This is a genomic window from uncultured Sphingomonas sp., from assembly GCF_964237155.1.
GTDB lineage: Bacteria > Pseudomonadota > Alphaproteobacteria > Sphingomonadales > Sphingomonadaceae > Sphingomonas.
Genome location: NZ_CAXSHH010000042.1, coordinates 1 through 22310, shown reverse-complemented (window position 1 = coordinate 22310; position 22310 = coordinate 1). Strand labels below are relative to the sequence as shown.

The following is a 22310-nucleotide window of genomic DNA, read 5'->3' as shown; positions in this document are numbered from 1 at the left end:
TCGGCGCGTTCCTCGAACACGTCTCGCTCGTCATGGACAACGACGCCGCCAAGGAAGCGCCCAAGGTCACCATCATGACCATCCACGCCGCCAAGGGCTTGGAGTTCGACACCGTCTTTCTGGCGGGATGGGAGGAAGGTCTGTTCCCCTCGCAACGCGCCATGGACGAGGGCGGCACCGCTAGTCTCGAGGAGGAACGCCGCCTCGCCTACGTCGCCATCACCCGCGCGAGGCGGCGCGCGACCATCCTCCATGCCGCCAACCGCCGCATCTACGGCCAATGGACCAGCAGCCTGCCCAGCCGCTTCGTCGCCGAGCTCCCCCCCGCCCACATCGACACCGAGACCAGCATGACCGGCGGCGAGTCGCTATGGCGCGCCAACTGGTCCGAACAATCCGACCCCTTCGCCGACATCGCCCGCGCCTCGGGCAGGGGCCCCGGCTGGGCCCGCGCGGCGGGCCTGGGCTCGACCTTCACCACCACCCCCACCCGCATCGTCGAGTCCCGAGGCCCCGCCGTCGGCCTGGGCCAAAAAGGCCGCGACGATCTGGGAGTCGGCCAACGCGTCTTCCACCAGAAGTTCGGCTACGGCGCGATCGCCCAGATCGAGGGCAACAAGCTGGAGATCGACTTCGAGCATGCCGGGCGGAAGCGGGTGATGGACAGCTTTGTGAGTGTGGGATGATGGCTGAACGACTGCTCGGCTACGGACCTCAGGGCTTAGCACTAGAGGTCAATCCTTGGCAGACCAAGTCGTCCATTGAAGCTGCTCATATGTTTCGTGGAGCGATTGTGGGCGCGTGGGCAAGCGTGGAAACATACATAATCGAAATCGCGATACGCAGCTCGATTCATCCCGCTTACATCGGAATACGTGCAGCTTATCCGTCAAAGCTTAAAGGGCGAGTTGCATACCTGCGTACGATAGTTGAGCTTGACGGACCTCTTGTTAACTACCGAAAGCTGGTCGAAACAGTACTGCGTAGATATGAGGAGAGCGCACCCGCTCGCAATCGAATGGCACATTCCCGTATGATTGTGCAACCTGACTGGGGAGTGACCTTCTACGGCTTCCTCCCTAAAAGTGATAAAGTAATCACATACGATATGCGACGGTTCACTCCCGTCGACTTGGAAACAGAAGCACAACGAGCGACGCGCTTCGCCAGATCCGTTGCCTATTTGGTAGCTCGGCTAAATCAGCTAGAATTATTACCTGCGCTCAATGAGCTTAGCGGTGATCATTAAGCGGGCATCCGCTCGACCTTGATCTCGCCCTACCGCGCCCGCGCCTGCGCCAGGTCATGCGCCGCCTGCATCCGCATCAGCGTATCCGCGCGCAATCCGAACGCCTTCTCGAACCGAATCGCCATTCCCGTCGACAGACCCGCGCGACCGCCAAGCAGATTGCTCATCGCCTGCCGCGTGACATGAAGCTTGGCGGCCGCCCCGGTCACGGTCAGCCCGTGCGGCTCGACCAGCTCGGCGCGCAGCCACGCGCCCGGGTGCACGGCGAAGCTGGGGTGAAGCTTGATGGCCATGAGCAGCGGATAATGAATGGAACCGCTAAATTGTAGCGCGATCGATTATCGGCTAAATGGCGGTCGCAGGAGTCCAGTGATGCAAGTCTCTCTCGTCGAAGCCGCAACCCACCTATCCGAACTCGCCGCTCACGCCGATGCGGGGGAGGAAGTCGTGTTGACGCGCGGCAATCACCCACCGCTCCTCCTCGTTGCGCAACACCGCCGTCCGACGCGCGAGGAGAAGCTGGCCGCGTTGGATGACCTGGAGAACGCGGGAGCGCGCGCCACGCCCGGACCCGACGCGGCGCATTGCGCGGACTTCCTGTACGACGACTACGGCCTGCCGGCCTGACGCACCGCCATGATCGTCATCGACACGTCCGCCCTGATGGCGATCACCGTCAAGGAAGCGGAGGGACCTGCCTGCAAGGCGGCGATCGCCGGGGCCGATTACTCGCTCATCGCGGCACCGACCATGACCGAGGCGTTGATCGTCGCGCACGGTCGCGGAGTACTAGAGGCGATGCGTACCGCAATCAATCGAATCGGGGCCGAAGTCGTGCCGTTGACCGAAGCGCGCGCGATCCGGGCCGCCGACGCCTACCGGCGATATGGTAAAGGCTGGCACGCAGCCTCGCTCAATTACGGCGACAACTTCGCCTACGCGCTTGCGATGGAGTACGCCTGCCCTCTCCTTTTTGTAGGCCGCGATTTCGGCTTGACGAACGTGCGATCCGCGCTTGATCCACGCGACTAATATCTCGTCACCCCGGCCTTGAGCCGGGGTCCCGCTTACCACCGTGCAAAAAATCGCTGTCCTACAAGCGCCCACCCCCGCCATACCCTGGTCGATGCCTGATTCGCCCTCCTTCACCCCCGTCCCCACCGCCTCCAACCGCCACGACGGCTGGACCCCCGACAAGCAGCGCGCCTTCATCGACCAGCTCGCCCGCTGCGGCGTCGTCGCGGCGGCCGCCAAGGCCGCGGGCATGAGCCCCAAATCCGCCTACGCGCTCCGCCTCCGGCCGGGCGCCGCCTCCTTCGCCGCCGCCTGGGACGAGACGGCCCGCCGCGGCCTGGACACGGCGGGCGCTCTGGCGATCGAGCGCGCGATCGACGGGGTGGTCGAGCCCGTCTTCCGCCGCGGCCGCCAGGTCGGCGAGCAGCGCCGCTATAACGACCGCCTGCTCATGGCCGCGCTGCGCCGCATGGGCCCGCCGCCCTCTCCAGCCGATGCGACCGCCGCGTTCGAGGCGGCGCTCGCCGCGCTTGGTCCCGTCCCGGACCACGTCGAAACGGCGGACTAGCGTCACCTTCGTTACCTTCGGACCCCTCGACCCCGCCCGATCCGTCCGGACCGCCCCGCCTCACCGGCTCGGACCATTAGGAACCGCATCGGCCTCAAGATGTTCTTGCCCCAGCTGCCCGCGTCCTCGGGCCGGAGTGTATGTCCATGAAGCTGACCCTAGCTCTCGCCGCCGCCGCCCTGCTGGCCGCTCCCGCGATCGCCCAATCGTCCGCCGACGACGCCCGCATGCGCCAGGCGCAGGACCGCTTCGACCGCGAGTATCAGACCTTTCGTCAAGAACTCGATCGCTACCACTCCACCCGCACCGGCAACCGCGCCCCCACCGGCTACCGCGCGTCCGGCGGCGGCTACCGCGTCGCGCCGCAGGACGACCGCTCGACCTACGGCGACGATCGCGACGAGGGTGATTATGACGCCGCCCGCTATTATCGCTCCGGCCCCAACTACCGCGACCGCGTCCTCACGAACGACGAGCGCGTCTATGCCGGTCAGGACGGCCGCTATTACTGCCGCCGCACCGACGGCACCACTGGCCTGATCGTTGGCGCGGGCGCGGGCGGCATCCTGGGCAACATCATCGACGGCGGCCGCTCGCGCACCGTGGGCACGTTGTTGGGCGGCGCGGCCGGAGCGCTGGCGGGTCGCGCGGTCGAACAGAACTCGGTACGTTGCCGCTAGCCCACGACCATCAGCGTCTCGCCCTTATACCGGGGTTCGAACGGAGCGAACAACGCGCTCCGCTCGAACCGTCGCGCCGTCACCCTCAGCGGCGTGAGCCCCGCCAACTTGAACGTCCCCATTTTCAACTCCTTGGGCGCCCGTCCCTCGCGCTCCAGGGTCACCGCGTCGACATACAGCTCGCCGTGCCGCGTATAAAGGATGTGCGGGGCCAGCGTCACCGCTTGCCGGTTGTACGTCGTCGCCAGGCACAGCTGCTTGACGATCGCCTCCAGCACCACGGGCGTGGCGCCCGGGTCCACCGGCGCGGGACTCCGCTCGTCGCTGTCGGTCATCGGTTTCACCCCTAGCTCTCGTCGGCCCCGGAACGCATCGCATCACCGGCGGTTCACTCCCAATGAGCGAAACCGCCGAGAAAGCCGACCCCGCCCTCTGGGAGAAGGTCAAGCACGAGGTAACGGCCGGGGCCAAGGGCGGCAAGGCCGGCCAATGGTCCGCGCGCAAGGCGCAGATGGCGGTGCAGGAATACAAGCACCGGGGCGGTGAATATGTCGGGAACAAGGACGACGCCCACAACTCGCTTCACCAATGGACCGAGGAGGATTGGGGCACCAAATCGGGCGGCAAGAGCGGCGAGACCGGCGAGCGGTACCTCCCCAAGCACGCGATCGAGGAGCTCTCCGACGAGGAGTACGACCGCACCACCGCCGCCAAGCGCAAGGCCTCCAGTGAGGGCAAGCAGTTCTCCGCCCAACCCGGCGATGTCGCGCGCAAGTCGGCCAAGCACCGCGACCACCGCACCCGCGCCGAGCTTTATGAGGTGGCGAAGAAGCGCGACATTCCCGGCCGCTCCAGGATGACCAAGGACCAGTTGCTGGATGCGCTGGCGTCCTGACGCCAACTAGGCTCTAACCACCGCATCCCTCTCCTTGCCGGAGTACTCGATGCGCGCTTTCCTCCTCGCCACTTCCTTACTCGCCGCACCCGCGGCCGCACAGGCGCCCATGACCCAGGACGACCCTTATATCTGGCTCGAGGACAAGGATGGAGCGAAGCCGCTTGCCTGGGTCGAGGTGGAGAACAAGCGAACCCTCGCCCGCCTCCAGGCCGATCCGCGCTACGCCACCTTCTACAGCGAAGCCCTCGCCATCGCGTCCGCCAAGGACCGCATCCCGATGCCCGACCAGCGCGGCGGCCGCATCCTGAATTTCTGGCGCGACGCCGACCACCCCCAGGGCTATTGGCGCGCCGCGACCGAGGCCAGCTACGCGACCGCCGCGCCCGAATGGACGACCCTTCTCGACCTCGACCAACTCAGTGCCGCCGAGGGCAAGAAGTGGGTGTGGAAAGGCGCGACCTGCCTCCAGCCCGAGGAACGCTACTGCCTCGTCTCCCTCTCCGAGGGCGGGGAGGACGCGATCGAGTATCGCGAGTTCGACCTTCAGTTAGGCAAGTTCGTCGAGGGCGGATTCCGCCTGCCCAAATCGAAGCAGGGCGCGGCCTGGGTCGACCGCGACACCCTCCTGGTCTCGCGCGACTGGGGGGCGGGCACGATGACCACCTCCTCCTATCCCTTCGTCGTCAAGGAGGTGAAGCGCGGAGCCCCGCTCGATCGCGCGCGCGAGGTCGCGCGGGGCGACGTGTCCGACCAGCTCGGCACCTACGCCGCCAGCTACCACGACGCCGACGGCCACCGCGCCGTCATCATCCAGCGCCGCCAGACTTTCTTCGGCGGCGACAAGCACCTGCTTAACCGGACGGGCAAGCTCGTGAAGCTCGACATCCCCGCCCGCGCCTCGCCGACCGGCCTGGTCAAGGGCCGGCTGGTCTTCACCACGCAGGAGCCATGGGGAGCCCTCCCCGCCGGCGCGATCGTCGCCGCCCCGTTGGCCCAAGTCGAGACCGGCCGCTTCACCCCGACCGTCGTCTTCGCCCCGACCGCGCGCCAGTCGGTCGACGGCGCGACCGTCACCCGCTCGGGCGTCCTCGCGAACATCTACGACAACGTCCGCGGCCGCGCGCTGGCGTTCAAGCCCGGCCCGTCCGGCTGGACCCAGACGCGCCTGGCCCTTCCCGACAACCTCGCGGTCGACCTGGCGAGCGCGACCGAGGCGAACGACACCGCCTTCGTCACCGTCACCGGCTTCCTCGACCCGACCACGCTCTGGCGCGTCGACGCGTCCGGCAAGGCCGCCCCGGCCTCCATCAAGTCGCTCCCGCCCAAGTTCGACGCCTCCACCCACGTCGTCGAACAGTTCGAGGCTGCCTCCTCCGACGGCGTGAAGGTCCCGTATTTCGTCGTCCACCGCCGCGACGTGAAGCTCGACGGCTCCACCCCGACGATCATGACCGCTTACGGCGGCTTCAACATCTCGAACACCCCCGCCTATTCGGGCAGCACCGGCAAGCTCTGGCTCGAGCGCGGCGGCAGCTACGTCCTCGCCAACATCCGCGGCGGCGGCGAGTTCGGTCCCGCCTGGCACGACGCCGGCCGCAAGACCAAGCGCCAGATCATCTATGACGACTTCGCCGCGATCGGCCGCAACCTGATCGCGCGCAAGCTCACCAGCCCCGCCAGGCTCGGCATCTATGGCGGCTCGAACGGCGGGCTGCTGATGGGCGTCCAGTTCAACCAGCATCCCGAACTCTGGCGCGCGGTCACGATCCAGGTCCCGCTCCTCGACATGCTCCGCATCGAGAAGATCGCCGCCGGCGCGAGCTGGAAGGACGAATATGGCAGCTACGACGTTCCGGAGGAGCGCGCTTTTCTTGGCAAGATCAGCCCGTATCACAACATCAAACGCGGCGGCGCCTACCCCGAGCCGTATATCTGGACCACCACCAAGGACGACCGCGTCGGCCCCCAGCACGCCCGCAAATTCGCCGCGCGCCTGAAGGAATACGGTCTTCCCTACCTGTTCTACGAGGACACGGCGGGCGGCCACTCCGGCGACGCCGACATCGAACAGGGCGCTCGGCTGCAGGCGTTGCAAATGACCTATTTCGCCCAGAAATTGATGGGCGGCGCAGGCCGGCAGTCGGCCGCGTCCGACTGACTCGGCCAAGCCTGGCCGGCGTAGCGCAGCTTCGACCGACGACGCGGCTTCGCCGCGGCGCTGCCCCCGATGGTTCGGCGATTGGGAACGCCCGTCCCCCGCCGTCGTTACCCGCCCGACATCCACCTCGGAGCGCGACCCCATGCCCTACATCAAGACTCGCGACGGCACCGACCTTTTCGTCAAGGACTGGGGCCAGGGCCGCCCGGTGATCCTGACCCACGGCTGGCCGCTCAACGCCGACAGCTGGGACGCGCAGGCGATGGCGCTCGCCGAGGCGGGCTTCCGCGCGATCGCCTATGACCGCCGCGGCTTCGGCCGTTCGGGCCAGCCCTGGACCGGTTACGATTACGACACGCTCGCCGACGACCTCGCCGACGTCGTCGCGGCGACGGGCGCGACCAGCGACGCGACGATCGTCGGCTTCTCGATGGGCGGCGGCGAGGTCGCGCGTTACATGAGCCGCCATGGGGGCAAGGGCGTGATCGCCGCCGGCCTGATCGCCTCGGTCGTGCCGTACATGCTGAAGGCCAAGGACAATAAGGACGGCGCGCCCGAGGCCACCTTCCAGGGCATCGTCGAGGGTATCAAGAAGGATCGCCCCGCCTTCTTCCGCCAGACCTTCATGCCCGCATTCTACGGCCAGGGTTACATCAAGCAGGCCGTCAGCGACGACGTCCTAGACTGGTCGACCTCGATGGCGTTGATGGCCGGCCTGAAATCCACCATCGATTGCGTCAAGGCGTTCGGCCACACCGACTTCCGCCCCGACCTTCCCGCGATTACCGTCCCGACGCTGATCGTCCACGGCACCAGCGACCAGACCGTGCCCATCGATACCAGCGCCCGCCCCGCCGCTGCCGGGATCAAGCAGGCCCAGCTCGTGGAATATGACGGCGCGCCCCACGGTCTGAACGTCACCCACGGCGACCGCCTGACCAAGGACTTGCTCACCTTCCTGGGCGGGTAACCTCGACTTCCCCGTCACCCCGGCCTTGAGCCGGGGTCCCGCTTCCGCCGCGGGATGCCGGATCAACTCCGGCATAACGGCGGTTTCGGACGTCCTACTTCAACGGCACGATCATCTCGTCCGGATGCGCGACGTTCAGTTCTTTGCGAACCATCTCGTCCACCATGTCCGGGTTCGCATGGCGCGGGTCGAGCAACGCCACCCGGTTGCGCAGCACCGCCCGCTTCCGGTCGAGCTCGGCGTAATCCGCCGCGCGCGCGACCAGCTGGCCTTGATATTCGCCATAGGCCATGGCCCCGTTCCGCCCGAACACGGCATAGCCGCCGAAGAAACTGATGATGGTCAACGCCATCGCCGGCAGGGCGGCGCGGCGCAGCGTCTTCAGGATGGGCGGAGCGGGGGCGGGTCGGGGCGTCACGACCCGATACTCCCGCGTCCGGGGTCGCGCATCAAGCCCTTATCGCCGCAGCACGTCGCGCCCCGCGAACCGCGCGGCGCTGCCCAGCTCCTCCTCGATCCGGATCAGCTGGTTGTACTTGGCCGTCCGATCCGACCTGGCGAGCGAACCCGTCTTGATCTGCCCGCAATTGGTCGCGACCGCCAGGTCGGCGATCGTCGCGTCCTCGGTCTCCCCCGACCTGTGCGACATGACGGCGGTGTACCCCGCCCGCTGCGCCGCCGACACGGCGTCGAGCGTCTCGGTCAGCGTCCCGATCTGGTTGACCTTGACCAGGATCGAATTCGCCAGCCCGTCCGCGATCCCCTGCCGCAGACGCTTGGTGTTCGTCACGAACAGGTCGTCCCCGACCAGCTGCACCTTGCCGCCCAGCGCGTCGGTCAGCATCCGCCAGCCCTCGAAATCGTCCTCCGCCATCCCGTCCTCGATCGAGAAGATCGGATAGCGCGCCGCGAGGTCCGCCAGGTACGCCGACATTTCGCCGTTCGACAGCGACAGACCCTCGCCCGAGATCTCGTACTTGCCGTCCCGGTGGAACTCGGTCGCCGCGCAATCAAGCGCCAGCATCACGTCGTCGCCCGGCCGGTACCCCGCCACCTCGACCGACCGCATGATGAAATCGAGCGCCTCCGTCGTGCTCGCCAGGTTGGGCGCGAACCCGCCCTCGTCGCCCACCGCCGTCGCGAGCCCGCGCTCATGCAGCCCCTTTTTCAGCGTATGGAATATCTCGGCCCCGCAGCGCACCGCTTCCGCGACGTTCTCCGCGCCGACCGGCACGATCATGAACTCCTGGAAGTCGATCGGGTTGTCCGCATGCTCGCCGCCGTTGATGATGTTCATCATCGGCACGGGCAGCAGGTGCGCCGACACGCCGCCCACATATTTGTACAGCGGTAGCCCGCGCGCGTCCGCCGCCGCCTTGGCCACCGCCAGGCTGACGCCCAGGATCGCGTTCGCCCCCAGCCGGCCCTTGTTCTCCGTCCCGTCCAAATCGATCATCGCGCGATCGACATCGACCTGGTCCTCGGCGTCCATCCCGACCACCGCCTCGGCGATGTCGTCGTTGACCGCGTCGACCGCGCCCTCGACCCCCTTGCCCAGCCAGCGCGACGCGTCGCCGTCACGGCGCTCGACAGCCTCGTGCTTCCCCGTCGACGCCCCCGACGGCACCGCCGCGCGCCCGAACGACCCGTCCTCCAGCAGCACGTCGACCTCCACCGTCGGATTGCCACGGCTGTCGAGGATCTGGCGGCCGTGGATGTCGATGATGGCTGTCACGTGTGTCGCTCCCTGTATTCGATCGCGGTCGCCTGTATCGCGCGGGCGGCCCCCGATCAAATACGCGAGCGTAATGGAACCACGTCCCCGCGCGCATGGTTGTGCGACAAACCAATGAAAGGGACCATGATGTCCGACACCGGAACCAAGTACGCCAACGACGCCACGCCCCCCACGGGCACCGGGTTCGAGCCCGCGGGCGGCGGTCGCGTCGATGACGCCAAGCAGGCGGTGCGCGACAACGCCTCCAAGCTGACCGCCCAGGCCGGCGACAAGGCGCGCGAATACGCTGAACAGGGCAAGGCGAAGGCGTACGAGATGCTCGGACAGCTCTCGCGCACGATCGAGGACGCGGCGCAGCAGGTCGAGGAGAAGCTCGGGCCCCAATACGGCCAGTATGTCCGCTCGGCCGCCGGGCAGGTCATGACGCTCGCCGATCGTATCAACGGCACGGACGTCGACCAACTCGCCGACGACGTGCGCGGTTTCGTCCGGCGGAGCCCCGGCGTGGCGGTCGGCGCCGCCGCCACGGTCGGCTTCGTCCTCGCCCGGCTGGTCCAGGCCGGAATCGACGGAAAGCCCGACTGATGGCGACCCTCGCTCCCGAACGGGCGACCCCCGTCATGACCACCCCCGCCGCGGGCCGCCCGATCGCCGTCAAGCTGTCCGACGAGGGCGTGCCCGAACTCGTCGGCCGCCTGGTCGAGGACACGCGCGGTGTCGTCTCCGCCGAGGTCGAGCTCTACAAGTCCAAGATCGCCGAGCGCGTCACCGCCTACAAGGCGGCGGCGGTGCTGTTCGCGATCGCGGGCGTACTCGGGCTCGTCGGGCTGATCGCGTTGCTGATCGGCTTGATCATGACGCTGGCGACGCTGATCGGCCCTGGCCTGGCGACGCTCGTCGTGGTCGGCGTGATCTTTGCCGCCGCAGCCGCGCTCGGCCTGATGGGTCGCGCGAAGCTCGCCTCGCCCAACACGGGATCCCCGCGATGACCGACTCCGCCAGGAATATCGTCGTCAAGGACGCCGCTGACAGGAACGGCGACGTTAAAGACCAACATGCGGCCACGCCTCCGGTCGTTCGCCTCGCCGCCGCCGAAGTCGACGCGGTCGCCGCTCGCGATCGGCTTAACGACACGGTCGCTCGCCTCCAGTCCAAGCTCGATCCCAAGCTCCTGGCCAAGGAAGCGGTCGGGGAGGCCAAGCTCCGTGGCAGGCAGGCCATGGGCGAAGCCAAGGCGGCAAGCGACAAGGGTGTGCTTTATGCCCAGGATAATCCCCGCATCATCGGCGGCGCGGCTTTCGGGGTGCTCCTGTTCCTGCTTCGCCGCCCGCTTCTCGGGCTGTTCAAGCGACGCAAGGGCCCCAAGCCGCAGAAAGCGGCCAAGCCCATGACGCGAACCGCGGCCAAAGATCGCCTCGCGCGCTCCCCGCACCCGGCGCAAGCACCCGATCGGACTCCGATCCGCCCGCTTGCGGCGCCACACCCGACCACGCCCACCCCCAAGAACCCGGCCCCGTCCGCTCCCGTCACCGCGAGCAGCGAGGGCGTCCCGCTCGAAGGACTTAATCCATGACCACGACAAAGACAGACTCCGCCGATCAGTCGACGCTGGACGTCGCCACCGCACGCGCCACCGAGACGGTGGACACCAACCCGCTCGGCGTCCTCGCGGGTGGTCTGGCGCTTGGCGCGATCGCCGGCGCTTTGCTGCCACGCACCGACCGCGAGAAGGAACTGCTTCGCCCGGTCGGCGCGAAGATCGGTGCGACCGCGGTCGCCGCGATCGCCGCCGCCAAGGAGGCTGGCCGCACCGAGATGGAGGCGCGCGGGCTGACCAAGGATTCCGCGCGCGATCAGGCGAAGTCGCTCTTCGAGAACGTCGTGAAGGCAGCGAGCGGTGTGGCGACCGCTGGCGCGAAGACCGTCAAGCAAGAGGCGACCGGCAAGGTGGATACGCCGGACTCCACCGGCGGCACCGGCGACGGCGTTCCGCCGGCCGACCCGCACACGCAAGTCATGGCGGCCGATACCGACCTGGGCAGCATCCGGTCGGCTGTCTGACTTAGGGAGTGAGGCGGGTTTTTGGACCCGCCTCGCACTTTACCCGGTTCCGGCCCAGGGCTTTTCGCTTTAGGGCGATGCGTATGAGCAAACTCCATCTCGTCTTTGGCGGTCGTGTCCGCGACCCTCGCGGCCTTGACTTCGTTTCCCCTGAGCAGGTCGAGATCGTCGGTGTCTTCCCCGACTACATCGGCGCCGAAAAGGCTTGGCGCGCCGCCGCCCAGCGCACCGTCGACGACGCCGAGATGAAGTTCGTCGTCGTTCACCTTCACCGCTTGCTCGAACCCGATCTGGAGTCCGACGGGGCGTGATCGGCGGTCAGGCTCCTCGGTGCCGCCATGACAGCAGCGGCCTCGCCAGCGTCAGCCCCGCCAGGAACCCGCCTATGTGCGCGCCCACCGCGATCGACGCCCCCCCGATCCCGACCGCGCCGACCAGCAGCTGAATGCCGATCCAGGCCGCCGCCAGCCAGGCGACATGAACTAGGCTCCCCGGCACCGGCCCGATCCGCCGCGCTCGGTTCTGCCCATAGAATAGCGTATAAGCCGCCACGATCGCCGATATCGCGCCGCTCGCCCCTATCATCGGCCCGCCCCCGCCGATCAGCCATTGCCCCGCCGCCGCCGCGTACGCTCCCGCGACATATAGCACGACCAGTCCCGCCGACCCGATCGCCCGTTCGGTGGCCAATCCGCAAAAGCCTAGCATCAGCAGGTTGAGCAAAAGGTGGGCCACCCCGCCATGGATCAACGTCGCGCTGAGCGGCGTCAGCACCGCTGGCACGGCCGTCCCAAGCTCCTCCGGCATCGCCAGCCCGGCGAACCGTTCTGGAATGAAGCCGCCCATCACCGCCGCATAAGGAAGCCAGCCCGACAACAGCACCGACACCGATGCCATTATCGTCGCCGCGGCTATCGCCACCGTGGCGGGCGCACCGCCGATCCTGCTCAAGACGCCAAGCTCAGACGAACGCGATCTTGGACACCACGTAGTACCGGTCGCCCGAGGGCACCGTCACCTCCACCTCCTCGTCGACCTTCCGTCCGATCAGCGCGCGGCCCAGCGGTGAATTGTAGCTGATCCGCCCGGTCTTCGCATCCGCCTCCGTCTGCCCGACGATTTGGTACACGACCGGCTTGTCGTCCTCGTCCAGCAGCGTGACGGTCGCGCCGAACACGATCTTGTCGCCCGACAGCTCCTTGGGATCGATGACCTGCGCGCGGCTGAGCTTGTCCTCGATGTCGGACAATGACGCCTCGACCTGACCCTGCCGTTCCTTGGCGGCGTGATACTCCGCATTCTCGGACAGGTCGCCATGCGCGCGCGCCTCCTCGATCGCGTCGACGATCGTCGGCCGCTCCGCCTTCAGGCGCTTGAGATCAACGGAAAGCTTGTCGTAGCCTTCCTGGAGCATGGGAAACTTCTCGACGGTCGCCATGGCTTCGCGGTTCCTGAATGGTTCGCCCCCGGGCCGAGCCTGATCGGCCCGCCCGCACCACAGCTGGAGCTCATGGAAAGGGTCGTTCGTTACGGCGCGGATGATAAGCTTGTAGTGGCAGCACTTCAAGCCGCCCGTCCCCGTCTCCCGCCCGCGCCGCGATAGCCTTGGCCGCTTCCACGCTGGCGGGCGCCGTCGTGAAGTACGGCACCCGCGCGCCCAACGCCGCCTGCCGGATCGGCTTGGAATCCTTGAGCGATTGCCATCCCTCCGTCGTGTTGAAGATCAAGGTGATCACCCCGTCCTTGATTCGATCGACGATATGCGGCCGCCCCTGCGCGACCTTGTTGATGCGCTCGACCGGCACGCCCTCGCCCTCCAGGAACGCCGCCGTCCCCTGCGTCGCGACGACCGCGAACCCCGCCTCCGCCAGCATCCGCATCGCCGGTGCGATCGCCACCTTGTCACCGTCCTTCACCGACACGAACACCGCGCCGCCGCTCGGCAGCACCGTCCCCGCGCCCAGCTGTGCCTTGGCGAAGGCGGTGGTGAAATCGCGGGCGATCCCCATCACTTCGCCCGTGCTCTTCATTTCCGGCGACAGCACCGGGTCGACGCCCGCGAACCGCGCGAAGGGGAACACCGACTCCTTGACCGCATAGAAGTCGATCGCCCGGTCGATCGGCGGCAGGTCGCGGAGCATCTCGCCCGCCATCACCCGCGCCGCGATCTTGGCGACCGGGCAACCGATCGCCTTGGCCACGAACGGCACCGTCCGCGACGCGCGCGGATTGACCTCGATCAGATAGACCCGGCCCTCCTTCACCGCGAACTGGATGTTCATCAGTCCGCGCACCTTGAGCGCGCGCGCGAGCACATCCGTCTGCCACTCGATCTCCGCCACGATCTCGGGCGAAAGGCTGTAGGGCGGGATCGAGCAGGCGCTGTCCCCCGAATGCACCCCCGCCTCCTCGATATGCTGGAGCACTCCCGCGACCACCACATCGACGCCGTCCGCGACCGCATCGACATCGACCTCGATCGCATCGCGCAGATATTGATCGACCAGAACCGGCGCTTCGCCAGACACTTGCACCGCGAACTGAATGTAATCATCCAACTGCGCGGGCCCGTCGACAATCTCCATCGCCCGCCCCCCGAGCACGTAGCTCGGCCGCATCAGCACCGGATAGCCGATCCTCTCCGCCACCGCGATTGCCTCGTCCCGGCTCCGCGCGATGCCGTTCGCCGGTTGCAGCAGCCCCAGCTTGGCGACCAGCGCCGCGAACCGCTCCCGGTCCTCCGCCAGGTCGATCGCGTCGGGGCTCGTTCCCAGGATCGGCACCCCCGCCGCCTCCAGGGCCCGCGCCAGGTTGAGCGGCGTCTGCCCGCCCAGCTGGACAATCACCCCATGCAGCGTTCCGCGCGCCATCTCGACATGCAGCACCTCCAGCACGTCCTCGGCGGTCAGCGGCTCGAAATACAGCCGGTCGGACGTATCGTAATCGGTCGACACCGTTTCCGGATTGCAGTTGACCATGATCGTCTCGTACCCCGCTTCCGCCAGCGCGAACGAGGCATGGCAGCAGCAATAATCGAACTCGATCCCCTGCCCGATCCGGTTCGGCCCCCCGCCCAGAATGACCACCTTGCGCCGGTCGGACACGTCGCTCTCGTCCTCCGGCGCGCCGAAGCTCGGGGCCTCATAGGTCGAATACATATACGGCGTCGGCGCATCGAACTCGGCCGCGCAGCTGTCGATCCGCTTGAACACCGGCCTGACGCCCAGCCGGTGTCGCAGCGCGCGCACCTCCTCCTCGGTCACGCCCCCCGTCATCGCCACCACCGCCTCGTGGATCAGCCCCGACCCCCGCGCGATCCCGCGCGACATGCCCCGCAGGTGCGCCGACTGCAGCGCCAACCAGGCGAGCCGCTTGTCGCTGAACCCCATGCCCTTAAGCCGCCGCATCCCCGCCGCCTCGATCGGCAGCCCATCCGCCATGACCTGAGCCTCGGCCTGAACGATCTCCGCTATCCGCTCGAGAAACCACGGATCGTACTTCGCGATCGCATGCACCTCCGCGACCGTGAAGCCCTCTCGCAAAGCCTGCGCCGCCACCAGCAACCGGTCGGGCGTCGCGACCGCCAGCGCCGCCTCGATCTCCGCGCGCGGCGCTCCGACTAGCGCGTCGACCTGGTTGAACCCGCTCAACCCCGTCTCCAGCCCCCGCAGCGCTTTCTGCAACGATTCGTGGATGTTACGCCCGATCGCCATCACCTCGCCGACGGACTTCATCGCGGTCGACAGCACCGGCTCCGCGCCCTTGAACTTCTCAAACGCGAAACGCGGGATCTTGGTCACGATGTAATCCAGGGTCGGCTCGAACGACGCCGGCGTCGCGCCGGTGATGTCGTTGGTGATCTCGTCGAGCGTGTACCCCACCGCCAGCAGCGCCGCGACCTTGGCGATCGGGAACCCCGTCGCCTTCGACGCCAGCGCGGATGATCGCGACACGCGCGGGTTCATCTCGATCACGATCAGCCGCCCGTCCTTGGGATTCACCGCAAATTGGACGTTCGAACCCCCTGTTTCCACACCGATTTCGCGCAAACAAGCGATGCTCGCATTGCGCATGATCTGATATTCCTTGTCGGTCAGCGTCAGCGAGGGCGCGACGGTGATCGAGTCCCCAGTATGCACTCCCATCGGGTCGATATTCTCGATCGAGCAAACGATGATGGCGTTGTCCGCGCGGTCGCGGACCACCTCCATCTCATACTCCTTCCACCCGAGCAGCGACTCCTCGATCAGCACTTCGGTCGTCGGCGACGCGTCGAGCCCCGACCGCACGATCGCCAGGAACTCCTCGCGGTTATACGCCACCCCCCCGCCCGTCCCGCCCAGCGTGAAGCTCGGCCGGATGATCGCGGGCAACCCCACCTTCTCAAGCCCTTGCAGCGCTTCCTTCTCGTCATGCGCGATCGCAGAGCGCGCCGACTCCAGCCCGATCCGCCCCATCGCCTCCTTGAACTTCAGCCGGTCCTCCGCCTTATCGATCGCCTCCGCGTCCGCCCCGATCATCTCGACGCCATGCCGAGCCAGCGTGCCGTCGGCGGACAAGGCCAGCGCGATGTTGAGCGCGGTCTGCCCGCCCATCGTCGGCAGCACCGCCATCCGCTCGTTCGGATGCAGCCCCCGCTCGCGCTCGATGATCCGCGCCACCACCGCGGGCGTCATCGGCTCGATATACGTCGCGCCCGACAATTCGGGATCGGTCATGATCGTCGCCGGGTTCGAATTGACCAGCACGATCCGATACCCCTCGGCGCGCAGGGCCTTCGCCGCCTGCGTCCCCGAATAGTCGAACTCGGCCGCCTGCCCGATCACGATCGGCCCCGCGCCGAGGAGCAGGATGGATTGGATGTCGGTGCGTTTAGGCATCGTCGATCGCCTGTGTGATTGTCATGCGAATGCGGCGCTTGGTCAGCTCACGACTGACACAGGCAAAGTCTTGGCTGTGACCGTCAGTCCCGTAGTCAATTGCGATCAGCCGTCCGCTCTGATCTTTGAGCTCTCGCGCGAAGTAGAGAAAGCTCTCGTCCACACCGCATTTCTGGGCAGTCTCGTACAGCGCGCGCTCACCGGCAGAAGGCAAGAAAGCCCAAATGCCTACAGCGACAACCAATAAACCGACACCGGTAGCAGTAGCCACCCTGCGAAACCTCAACGAAGTGAACCCACAAACCGTTCGAACAGATGCAAACTATCCTGCGGACCCGGACTCGCCTCCGGATGATACTGCACGCTGAACGCCGGCCGGTCGGTCAGCTCCAGCCCCGCATTCGAACCGTCGAACAGCGACACATGCGTCTCGCGCACATTCGCGGGCAGGCTGTCGCGCTCGACCGCGAAGCCGTGGTTCATGCTGGTGATCTCCACCGCGTCGTCCGACACGCGCCGGACCGGATGGTTCGCCCCCCGGTGCCCCTGGAACATCTTGGTCGTCCGCGCCCCCATCGCCAGCCCGAGCAGCTGATGCCCCAGGCATATGCCGAACAGCGGCAGCCCCGTCTCCAGCAGCTCGCGGATCACCGGCGCGGCATACTCGGCGGTCGCCGCCGGATCGCCCGGTCCGTTGGACAGGAACACCCCGTCGGGTTTCAGCGCCATTACCTGCTCGGCGGTCACGGTCGCAGGCACCACCGACACCTGAGCTCCCGCACGAACAAGGTTGCGGAAGATGTTGCGTTTGCTGCCATAATCGATCGCGACGACGTGGGGCCTTCTTGGCTCCCCTCCCGCCTGCGGGAGGGGCTGGAGGAGGGCCTGTCCTGGGATGGGGTCGCGCGTGCCGATAGGCCCTCCCCCGACCCCTCCCGCAAGCGGGAGGGGAGAAGCATGGCCGGCTCCTCCCGCTTGCAGGAGCGGAGCAGGGTCGTATCCGAACCCAAGCCGCCAGACCCCGCCGTCCCAGCCGTAGTGCGTCGCCGTCGACACGTCACGCGCCAGGTCCATCCCCTCCAGCCCCGGCCATTCCCGAGCACGCGCCAGCAGCGCCTCCACATCGAACCGCCCGTCCGCCCGGTGCGCGATCACCGCATTCGGCGCGCCCCCGCCCCGAATGCGCCGCGTCAGCGCGCGCGTGTCCACCCCCGCCAGCCCGATCCGCGCATGCCGCCGCATCCAGTCATCCAGCCGCTCCACGCTCCGGAAGTTCGACGGCGCGGTCACGTCCTCGCGCACGATCACCCCCAGCGCATGCGGGTCGTCCGCTTCCAGATCGTCGGGGTTCGCCCCGACATTGCCGATATGCGGGAAGGTGAAAGTGATGATCTGCCCGGCGAAGCTCGGGTCTGTCATGACCTCCTGATAGCCCGTCATCGCGGTGTGGAAGCACACCTCGCCGACCGCGTCCCCCTCCGCCCCGAACCCGCGCCCCCACAGCACGTCCCCCGATGCGAGGACCAGACAACCCGTCGCTCCGGCAGGCATGGCTAGAGGCTTGGCGTCGGCCATGAAGGCGGGCACTCCTTGGGGTCGGACGGCGATGTCGCTAAGCCGCGCTCGCTAAAGACGCCCCCACGCCCCGTCAATCTGTTAAGGCCGTGTCCCATGATTCGAGACGACATCAAAGCCGCGCAACTCGTGGCCATGAAGGCCGGCGACAAACCCGCCCGGAACGCCATCTCGCTGATGCAGGCCGCCATCAAGAACCGCGACATCGAGGCCCGCACCGGCCAGGCCCCTACTGATGACGACGCATTAGTCGTCGAGGTCCTCCAGAAGATGGTCAAGCAACGCCGCGAGTCGATCACGATGTTCGAACAAGGCAATCGCCCCGAGCTCGCCGAGGCCGAAGCCGCCGAGGTCGCCGTCATCGAACGCTTCCTGCCGACCCAGATGGATGAAGCGACCACCCGCGCCGCGATCGACCGCATCAAGTCCGAGTTGGGCGCGACGGGCATGAAGGACATGGGCCGCGTCATGGCCGAACTGAAAGCCCGCCACGCGACCGAACTCGATATGTCGAAGGCGAGCGGGCTGGTGAAGACGGCGCTGGGGTGAGCGTGTCAAATGAGCCGATCCCGCCTTCTGCTCCCCTCCCGCTTGCGGGAGGGGCTGGGGGAGGGCCTGTCCGCACCCCCTCCACCCTCCCGACGATGCGCGCCCGCGAACTTCGCGCCAATGCCACGCCCGCCGAGCGCATCCTCTGGCGTAGGCTCAGCGCCCGCAAGGTCATCGGCGCGCGGTTCAATCGCCAGGTGACGATCGGGCCGTTCACCGCCGACCTCGTATGCCGCGCGGTCAAGCTAGTGGTGGAGGTCGACGGCGGGCACCATGCCAAGCAGATGCAAGCGGATGCGGCGCGGACAAGATACCTCGAGGAATGCGGATACCGCGTTATCCGCTTCTGGAACAACGACGTGATCGAGAATGTCGAAGGCGTCGTAGCCGCCATCGAACAGGCGCTCAGGACACTCCCCTCCCCCAGCACCTCCCGCAAGCGGGAGGGGAGCACGCCGCCCTCCCCCCGCGAGCGGGCGGGTAACAGGCCGTCGTATCTCCCCTCCCGTTTACGGGAGGGGTCGGGGGAGGGCCTGGCCGCAGTCGACGCCGTTCCCTCGCCGGACCTAGCCCCATCACAAGACCCAGGCCCACAGCCCGGCGACCATCGATGACCCTAACCCCCGCCTTCCTCGACGAGCTCCGCGCGCGCACCTCGCTCTCCGCCCTGATCCAGAAGACGGTGAAGCTGCAACGCGCCGGCCGTGAGATGCGAGGCTGCTGCCCGTTCCACAACGAGAAGACGCCCTCCTTCTACGTCAATGACGACAAGGGCTTCTATCACTGCTTCGGCTGCTCCGCCCACGGCGACGCGATCAAGTGGATGACCGATCAGCGCGGCCTGCCCTTCATCGACGCGGTCAAGGAACTTAGCCAAGCTGCCGGCCTCGACATGCCCGAACAGGACCACCGCTCGGCGGAGAAGGCGGAGCGCGCCAAGGGGCTGCACGACGTCACGGCGGCCGCGAACGACTGGTTCGAGGCTCAGCTCTCCGGCCTGGACGGCGCGGTCGCCCAGGCGCTGCTCAGGAAGCGCGGCGTCACCGAGGCGACCGCGCGTGCCTTCGCCCTCGGCTACGCCCCCGACAGTCGCGCCAAACTCCGTACCGCGCTCAAGGACCTCGGCGACGGCCCGCTCGTCGAGACCGGGCTCCTTATTCAGGTCGAGGGCAAGGAGCCCTACGACCGCTTCCGCGGCCGCCTGACCATTCCCATCCGCGATCCGCGCGGCCGCGTGATCGCCTGGGGCGCCCGCGTCATCGGCGAGGGCGAGCCCAAATACCTCAACTCCCCCGACACCCCGCTCTTCGACAAGGGCGGCACCCTCTACAACCTTGACCGCGCCGCCCCCGCCGCCCGCAAGGCCAACCGCGTCCTCGTCGTCGAGGGGTACATGGACGTGATCGCGCTTGCCCAGGCCGGCATCGCCGAGGTCGTCGCCCCGCTCGGCACCGCCCTGACCGAGCACCAGCTCGAACGGCTATGGCGCATCGCCCCCGTCCCGACCCTCTGCTTCGACGGCGACAGCGCCGGGCAAAAGGCGAGCCTGCGCGCCGCCCACCGCGCCGTGCCGATGCTCAGCCCAGGCCGCTCGCTCCGCTTCGTCACCTTGCCCGAGGGTCAGGATCCGGACGACGTCGTCCGCGCACGAGGAGTCGCCGCTCTCGAAGCGCTGCTGGCGGAGGCCGAGCCGCTCGTCGACCGCATTTGGAAGGCCGAACTCGCCGCCGAGCCGCTCGACACCCCCGAACAACGCGCGGGCCTGAAGCGCCGCCTCGCCGACCTCGCCGCCGGCATCGCGGACGGGGGGGTCCGCAGCGAATACCAGTCCGAGTTCCGCCGCCGCTTCGATGCCCACTTCGTCCCCGCCCCGCGCAAGCCTTTCACCCGCTCCTTCGACCGTCGCGCCGGGCCCTGGAAAGCCCCCATCCTCCCCGTCTCCGCCGACGCCAAAGCGGTGCGCGCCGCCGGCATCGACCGCGTGCTCGCCAAGGCGGTGCTCGCCGGGCTGATCCGCCACCCGGCCGAGATCGCACATCATTACGAGATACTCCGCTCGCTACGCATGGCGGACGGCGCGCTCGGCCGCTTGTTCGAGGCTGTGGTGGACCTGGCCGTCGAGGACCAAACGCTTGATAGCGCACGGCTCGTCTCCATATTGGCGAGGTCCGGTTTCGAGGCGGTCGCCACCGACCTGCTGAGGGCCGACACGATGCCCTATTCGTTCACGCGGACCGACGGGGACGCGGCGCGCGCCCATGCCGACCTCGACGAGGCGATCGCGATCCTGGTCGCGCGGCCCGAAGTGGACGGCGCGCTCGCCGACGCGACCGCCGCGATGCAGGCTCGCTTCACCGACGAGGCGTTCGAACGGCAGGTGGCGCTCGTGAAGGAAAAAGCGGCGTTGGAACGGAGGCTTGCAAATCTATGTCAAGCCAACGAAGACGCGCGGCACTTTGGTACTGAGGGCGATTGATGGCGAAGGCGAACATGGCGGACGCGCCCGATACGGTCGAGGGCGGCGACGCGCCGCTGATCGATCTGAACGACGCGGGCATCAAGAAGGTGATCGCGCGCGCCAAGAAGCGCGGTTACATCACCTACGACCAGCTCAACGAGGCGCTGCCGCAGGGCGAGATGTCCTCCGACCAGATCGAGGATATGACCTCGGCCTTGTCAGAAATGGGCATCAATATCGTCGAGAACGAGGAAGCCGGCGAGGAAGGCGAGCCCGAGGCGCGCGCCGACGACGATGACGACGCGCCCGAGCCCGCCGACGCGGAAGGCGACGGCACCGCCCCGGTCGCGGAAGCCAAGAAGAAGGAGGTCGTCGACCGCACCGACGACCCCGTCCGCATGTACCTGCGCGAGATGGGGGCGGTCGAGCTCCTGTCGCGCGAGGGCGAGATCGCGATCGCCAAGCGGATCGAGGCCGGCCGCGACACGATGATCATGGGGCTCGGCGAAAGCCCGATCACCTTCAACGCGATCATCGATTGGTCCACCGCGCTCAACGAGGGCACGATGCAGCTTCGCGAGATCATCGATCTCGACGCGATGCTCAAGGACCCCGGCCCCGACGCGTTGGTCGAGGAAGGCGAGGACGGCGAGATTACCGCCAAGACCGCGGGGCCCGCCTTCAAGGAGGAGGCGGAGGTCGAGGAAGCTCCCGTCGCCGACGACGAGGACGACCTCACCGAACGCCGCGCGCCGCGCCCGTCCGACGACGAGGAGGAGGACAACACCCTTAGCCTCGCGCAGATGGAGGAGACGCTCAAGCCCCAGGCGCTCGAGAAATTCGCGCAGATCACCGCGCTCTACAAGAAGTTCGGCAAGCTCCAGGCGACCCGCCTCGGCGCGATGGGCGGCGGCGCGGGCCTGACGCCCGCTGATGAGCGCAAGTACCAGAAGCTTCGCGAGGAGCTGACCGCCGAGGTCGAGAGCGTCCAGTTCCACAACGCCAAGATCGAGTACCTCGTCGACCAGCTTTACGCCTACAACCGTCGTCTGACCGCGCTCGGCGGCCAGATGCTGCGCCTGGCCGAGCGCCACAAGGTGCCGCGTAAGGACTTCCTCGATCGCTATGTCGGCCACGAGCTCGACGAGCAGTGGATCGCGGGGATGGGCAAGCTCGACAAGAAATGGACCGCCTTCGCCACCAACGAGAGCGAGGCGGTCGGCCGCATCCGGGGCGAGATCGCCGACATCGCGCAACAGACCGGCATGTCGCTGGGCGAGTTCCGTAGAATCACGAACATGGTGCAAAAAGGCGAGCGCGAGGCGCGGATCGCCAAGAAGGAGATGGTCGAGGCCAACCTGCGCCTCGTCATCTCGATCGCCAAGAAATACACCAACCGCGGGCTGCAGTTCCTGGACCTGATCCAGGAAGGCAACATCGGTCTCATGAAAGCCGTGGATAAGTTCGAGTACCGCCGCGGCTACAAGTTCTCGACCTACGCGACCTGGTGGA

At 67.5% G+C, this 22310-nt stretch carries 27 protein-coding genes; 18 read left to right on the top strand and 9 right to left on the bottom strand.

What is annotated here, in order from left to right:
• Both ACFE71_RS10240 and ACFE71_RS10235 read left to right on the top strand, forming a co-directional pair.
• A partial coding sequence (locus ACFE71_RS10240; RefSeq protein WP_375428689.1) for a 3'-5' exonuclease occupies positions 1-686 on the top strand: 686 nt, incomplete at its 5' end.
• Complete coding sequence (locus tag ACFE71_RS10235) at positions 686-1249, top strand: hypothetical protein (protein WP_375428688.1); 564 nt, start codon at positions 686-688, stop codon at positions 1247-1249. The genes ACFE71_RS10240 and ACFE71_RS10235, both read left to right, overlap by 1 nt.
• 29 nt (positions 1250-1278) lie before the next feature.
• On the opposite strand, the gene ACFE71_RS10230 is transcribed toward ACFE71_RS10235, so the two are convergent.
• A complete protein-coding gene (locus ACFE71_RS10230; RefSeq protein ID WP_375428687.1) occupies positions 1279-1542 on the bottom strand; it encodes a HigA family addiction module antitoxin in 264 nt (87 codons plus the stop codon).
• Between the two features lie 79 nt (positions 1543-1621).
• Between ACFE71_RS10230 and ACFE71_RS10225 the strand changes: the two genes are divergently transcribed.
• The 4 genes from ACFE71_RS10225 to ACFE71_RS10210 all read left to right on the top strand — a co-directional run bounded on the left by ACFE71_RS10225 (position 1622) and on the right by ACFE71_RS10210 (position 3511).
• Positions 1622-1876: a type II toxin-antitoxin system Phd/YefM family antitoxin gene (locus ACFE71_RS10225; RefSeq protein WP_375428686.1), complete on the top strand. Its 255-nt coding sequence runs from the start codon at positions 1622-1624 to the stop codon at positions 1874-1876.
• A 9-nt stretch (positions 1877-1885) separates the two neighbouring features.
• Positions 1886-2281, top strand: coding sequence for a type II toxin-antitoxin system VapC family toxin (locus ACFE71_RS10220; protein ID WP_375428685.1), 396 nt, complete (start codon positions 1886-1888; stop codon positions 2279-2281).
• A gap of 94 nt (positions 2282-2375) precedes the next feature.
• Positions 2376-2831, top strand: a complete 456-nt coding sequence (locus ACFE71_RS10215; protein ID WP_375428684.1) for a hypothetical protein — start codon at positions 2376-2378, stop codon at positions 2829-2831.
• Between the two features lie 146 nt (positions 2832-2977).
• Complete coding sequence (locus tag ACFE71_RS10210) at positions 2978-3511, top strand: glycine zipper 2TM domain-containing protein (RefSeq protein WP_375428683.1); 534 nt, start codon at positions 2978-2980, stop codon at positions 3509-3511.
• On the opposite strand, the gene ACFE71_RS10205 is transcribed toward ACFE71_RS10210, so the two are convergent.
• Positions 3508-3846, bottom strand: a complete 339-nt coding sequence (locus tag ACFE71_RS10205; protein WP_375428682.1) for a hypothetical protein — start codon at positions 3844-3846, stop codon at positions 3508-3510. The two genes, ACFE71_RS10210 and ACFE71_RS10205, sit on opposite strands and share 4 nt — an antisense overlap.
• A 62-nt stretch (positions 3847-3908) precedes the next feature.
• Here ACFE71_RS10205 and ACFE71_RS10200 point away from each other — a divergent pair, with 62 nt between their 5' ends.
• From ACFE71_RS10200 to ACFE71_RS10190, 3 genes are all read left to right on the top strand, one after another.
• Positions 3909-4406, top strand: a complete 498-nt coding sequence (locus tag ACFE71_RS10200) for a DUF5872 domain-containing protein (protein ID WP_375428681.1) — start codon at positions 3909-3911, stop codon at positions 4404-4406.
• A gap of 49 nt (positions 4407-4455) precedes the next feature.
• Entirely contained in the window at positions 4456-6567 is a 2112-nt protein-coding gene (locus ACFE71_RS10195) for a prolyl oligopeptidase family protein (protein WP_375428680.1), read from the top strand.
• Positions 6568-6709: 142 nt separating this feature from the next.
• On the top strand, positions 6710-7537 hold the full coding sequence (locus tag ACFE71_RS10190) for an alpha/beta fold hydrolase (RefSeq protein ID WP_375428679.1): 828 nt from the start codon (positions 6710-6712) through the stop codon (positions 7535-7537).
• 94 nt (positions 7538-7631) lie between these two features.
• Here the strand turns inward: ACFE71_RS10190 and ACFE71_RS10185 are convergent, their stop codons facing one another.
• The gene (locus tag ACFE71_RS10185) at positions 7632-7889 is read right to left on the bottom strand and encodes a septum formation initiator family protein (protein ID WP_375428691.1); all 258 of its coding nucleotides are present in this window, start codon (positions 7887-7889) and stop codon (positions 7632-7634) included.
• 105 nt (positions 7890-7994) lie between these two features.
• Positions 7995-9272, bottom strand: a complete 1278-nt coding sequence (gene eno, locus ACFE71_RS10180; protein ID WP_375428678.1) for a phosphopyruvate hydratase — start codon at positions 9270-9272, stop codon at positions 7995-7997.
• A gap of 129 nt (positions 9273-9401) precedes the next feature.
• Between eno and ACFE71_RS10175 the strand changes: the two genes are divergently transcribed.
• The 5 genes from ACFE71_RS10175 to ACFE71_RS10155 all read left to right on the top strand — a co-directional run bounded on the left by ACFE71_RS10175 (position 9402) and on the right by ACFE71_RS10155 (position 11647).
• Positions 9402-9860 carry a hypothetical protein gene (locus ACFE71_RS10175; protein WP_375428677.1) on the top strand — a complete coding sequence of 153 codons (459 nt, stop codon included), beginning with the start codon at positions 9402-9404 and terminating at the stop codon, positions 9858-9860.
• Positions 9860-10264, top strand: a complete 405-nt coding sequence (locus ACFE71_RS10170; protein WP_375428676.1) for a phage holin family protein — start codon at positions 9860-9862, stop codon at positions 10262-10264. Before ACFE71_RS10175 ends, ACFE71_RS10170 begins: the two co-directional genes overlap by 1 nt.
• Positions 10261-10848, top strand: a complete 588-nt coding sequence (locus ACFE71_RS10165) for a hypothetical protein (protein ID WP_375428675.1) — start codon at positions 10261-10263, stop codon at positions 10846-10848. Before ACFE71_RS10170 ends, ACFE71_RS10165 begins: the two co-directional genes overlap by 4 nt.
• Positions 10845-11336 carry a hypothetical protein gene (locus tag ACFE71_RS10160; protein ID WP_375428674.1) on the top strand — a complete coding sequence of 164 codons (492 nt, stop codon included), beginning with the start codon at positions 10845-10847 and terminating at the stop codon, positions 11334-11336. Before ACFE71_RS10165 ends, ACFE71_RS10160 begins: the two co-directional genes overlap by 4 nt.
• Positions 11337-11419: 83 nt before the next feature.
• Positions 11420-11647 (top strand): DUF4170 domain-containing protein, encoded by a 228-nt coding sequence (locus ACFE71_RS10155; RefSeq protein ID WP_375428673.1) that lies wholly within the window; start codon positions 11420-11422, stop codon positions 11645-11647.
• Between the two features lie 7 nt (positions 11648-11654).
• Here the strand turns inward: ACFE71_RS10155 and ACFE71_RS10150 are convergent, their stop codons facing one another.
• The 5 genes from ACFE71_RS10150 to carA form a co-directional block, all read right to left on the bottom strand.
• On the bottom strand, positions 11655-12233 hold the full coding sequence (locus tag ACFE71_RS10150) for a rhomboid family intramembrane serine protease (protein ID WP_375428690.1): 579 nt from the start codon (positions 12231-12233) through the stop codon (positions 11655-11657).
• Between the two features lie 64 nt (positions 12234-12297).
• Positions 12298-12774, bottom strand: coding sequence for a transcription elongation factor GreA (gene greA, locus ACFE71_RS10145; protein ID WP_375428672.1), 477 nt, complete (start codon positions 12772-12774; stop codon positions 12298-12300).
• A 70-nt stretch (positions 12775-12844) separates the two neighbouring features.
• Positions 12845-16216 carry a carbamoyl-phosphate synthase large subunit gene (gene carB / locus ACFE71_RS10140; RefSeq protein ID WP_375428671.1) on the bottom strand — a complete coding sequence of 1124 codons (3372 nt, stop codon included), beginning with the start codon at positions 16214-16216 and terminating at the stop codon, positions 12845-12847.
• Entirely contained in the window at positions 16209-16487 is a 279-nt protein-coding gene (locus tag ACFE71_RS10135) for a hypothetical protein (RefSeq protein WP_375428670.1), read from the bottom strand. The genes carB and ACFE71_RS10135 overlap by 8 nt, the downstream gene beginning before the upstream one ends.
• An 11-nt stretch (positions 16488-16498) precedes the next feature.
• Complete coding sequence (carA, locus tag ACFE71_RS10130; protein WP_375428669.1) at positions 16499-17791, bottom strand: glutamine-hydrolyzing carbamoyl-phosphate synthase small subunit; 1293 nt, start codon at positions 17789-17791, stop codon at positions 16499-16501.
• A 96-nt stretch (positions 17792-17887) separates the two neighbouring features.
• On the opposite strand from carA, the gene ACFE71_RS10125 reads away from it, so the two are divergent.
• From ACFE71_RS10125 to ACFE71_RS10110, 4 genes are all read left to right on the top strand, one after another.
• A complete protein-coding gene (locus ACFE71_RS10125) occupies positions 17888-18340 on the top strand; it encodes a GatB/YqeY domain-containing protein (RefSeq protein WP_375428668.1) in 453 nt (150 codons plus the stop codon).
• 95 nt (positions 18341-18435) lie between these two features.
• Complete coding sequence (locus ACFE71_RS10120) at positions 18436-18954, top strand: endonuclease domain-containing protein (protein ID WP_375428667.1); 519 nt, start codon at positions 18436-18438, stop codon at positions 18952-18954.
• Complete coding sequence (gene dnaG / locus ACFE71_RS10115) at positions 18951-20816, top strand: DNA primase (RefSeq protein WP_375428666.1); 1866 nt, start codon at positions 18951-18953, stop codon at positions 20814-20816. The genes ACFE71_RS10120 and dnaG overlap by 4 nt, the downstream gene beginning before the upstream one ends.
• Positions 20816-22310 (top strand): sigma-70 family RNA polymerase sigma factor (locus ACFE71_RS10110; RefSeq protein WP_375428665.1); only part of this gene is annotated, 1495 nt, incomplete at its 3' end. The genes dnaG and ACFE71_RS10110, both read left to right, overlap by 1 nt.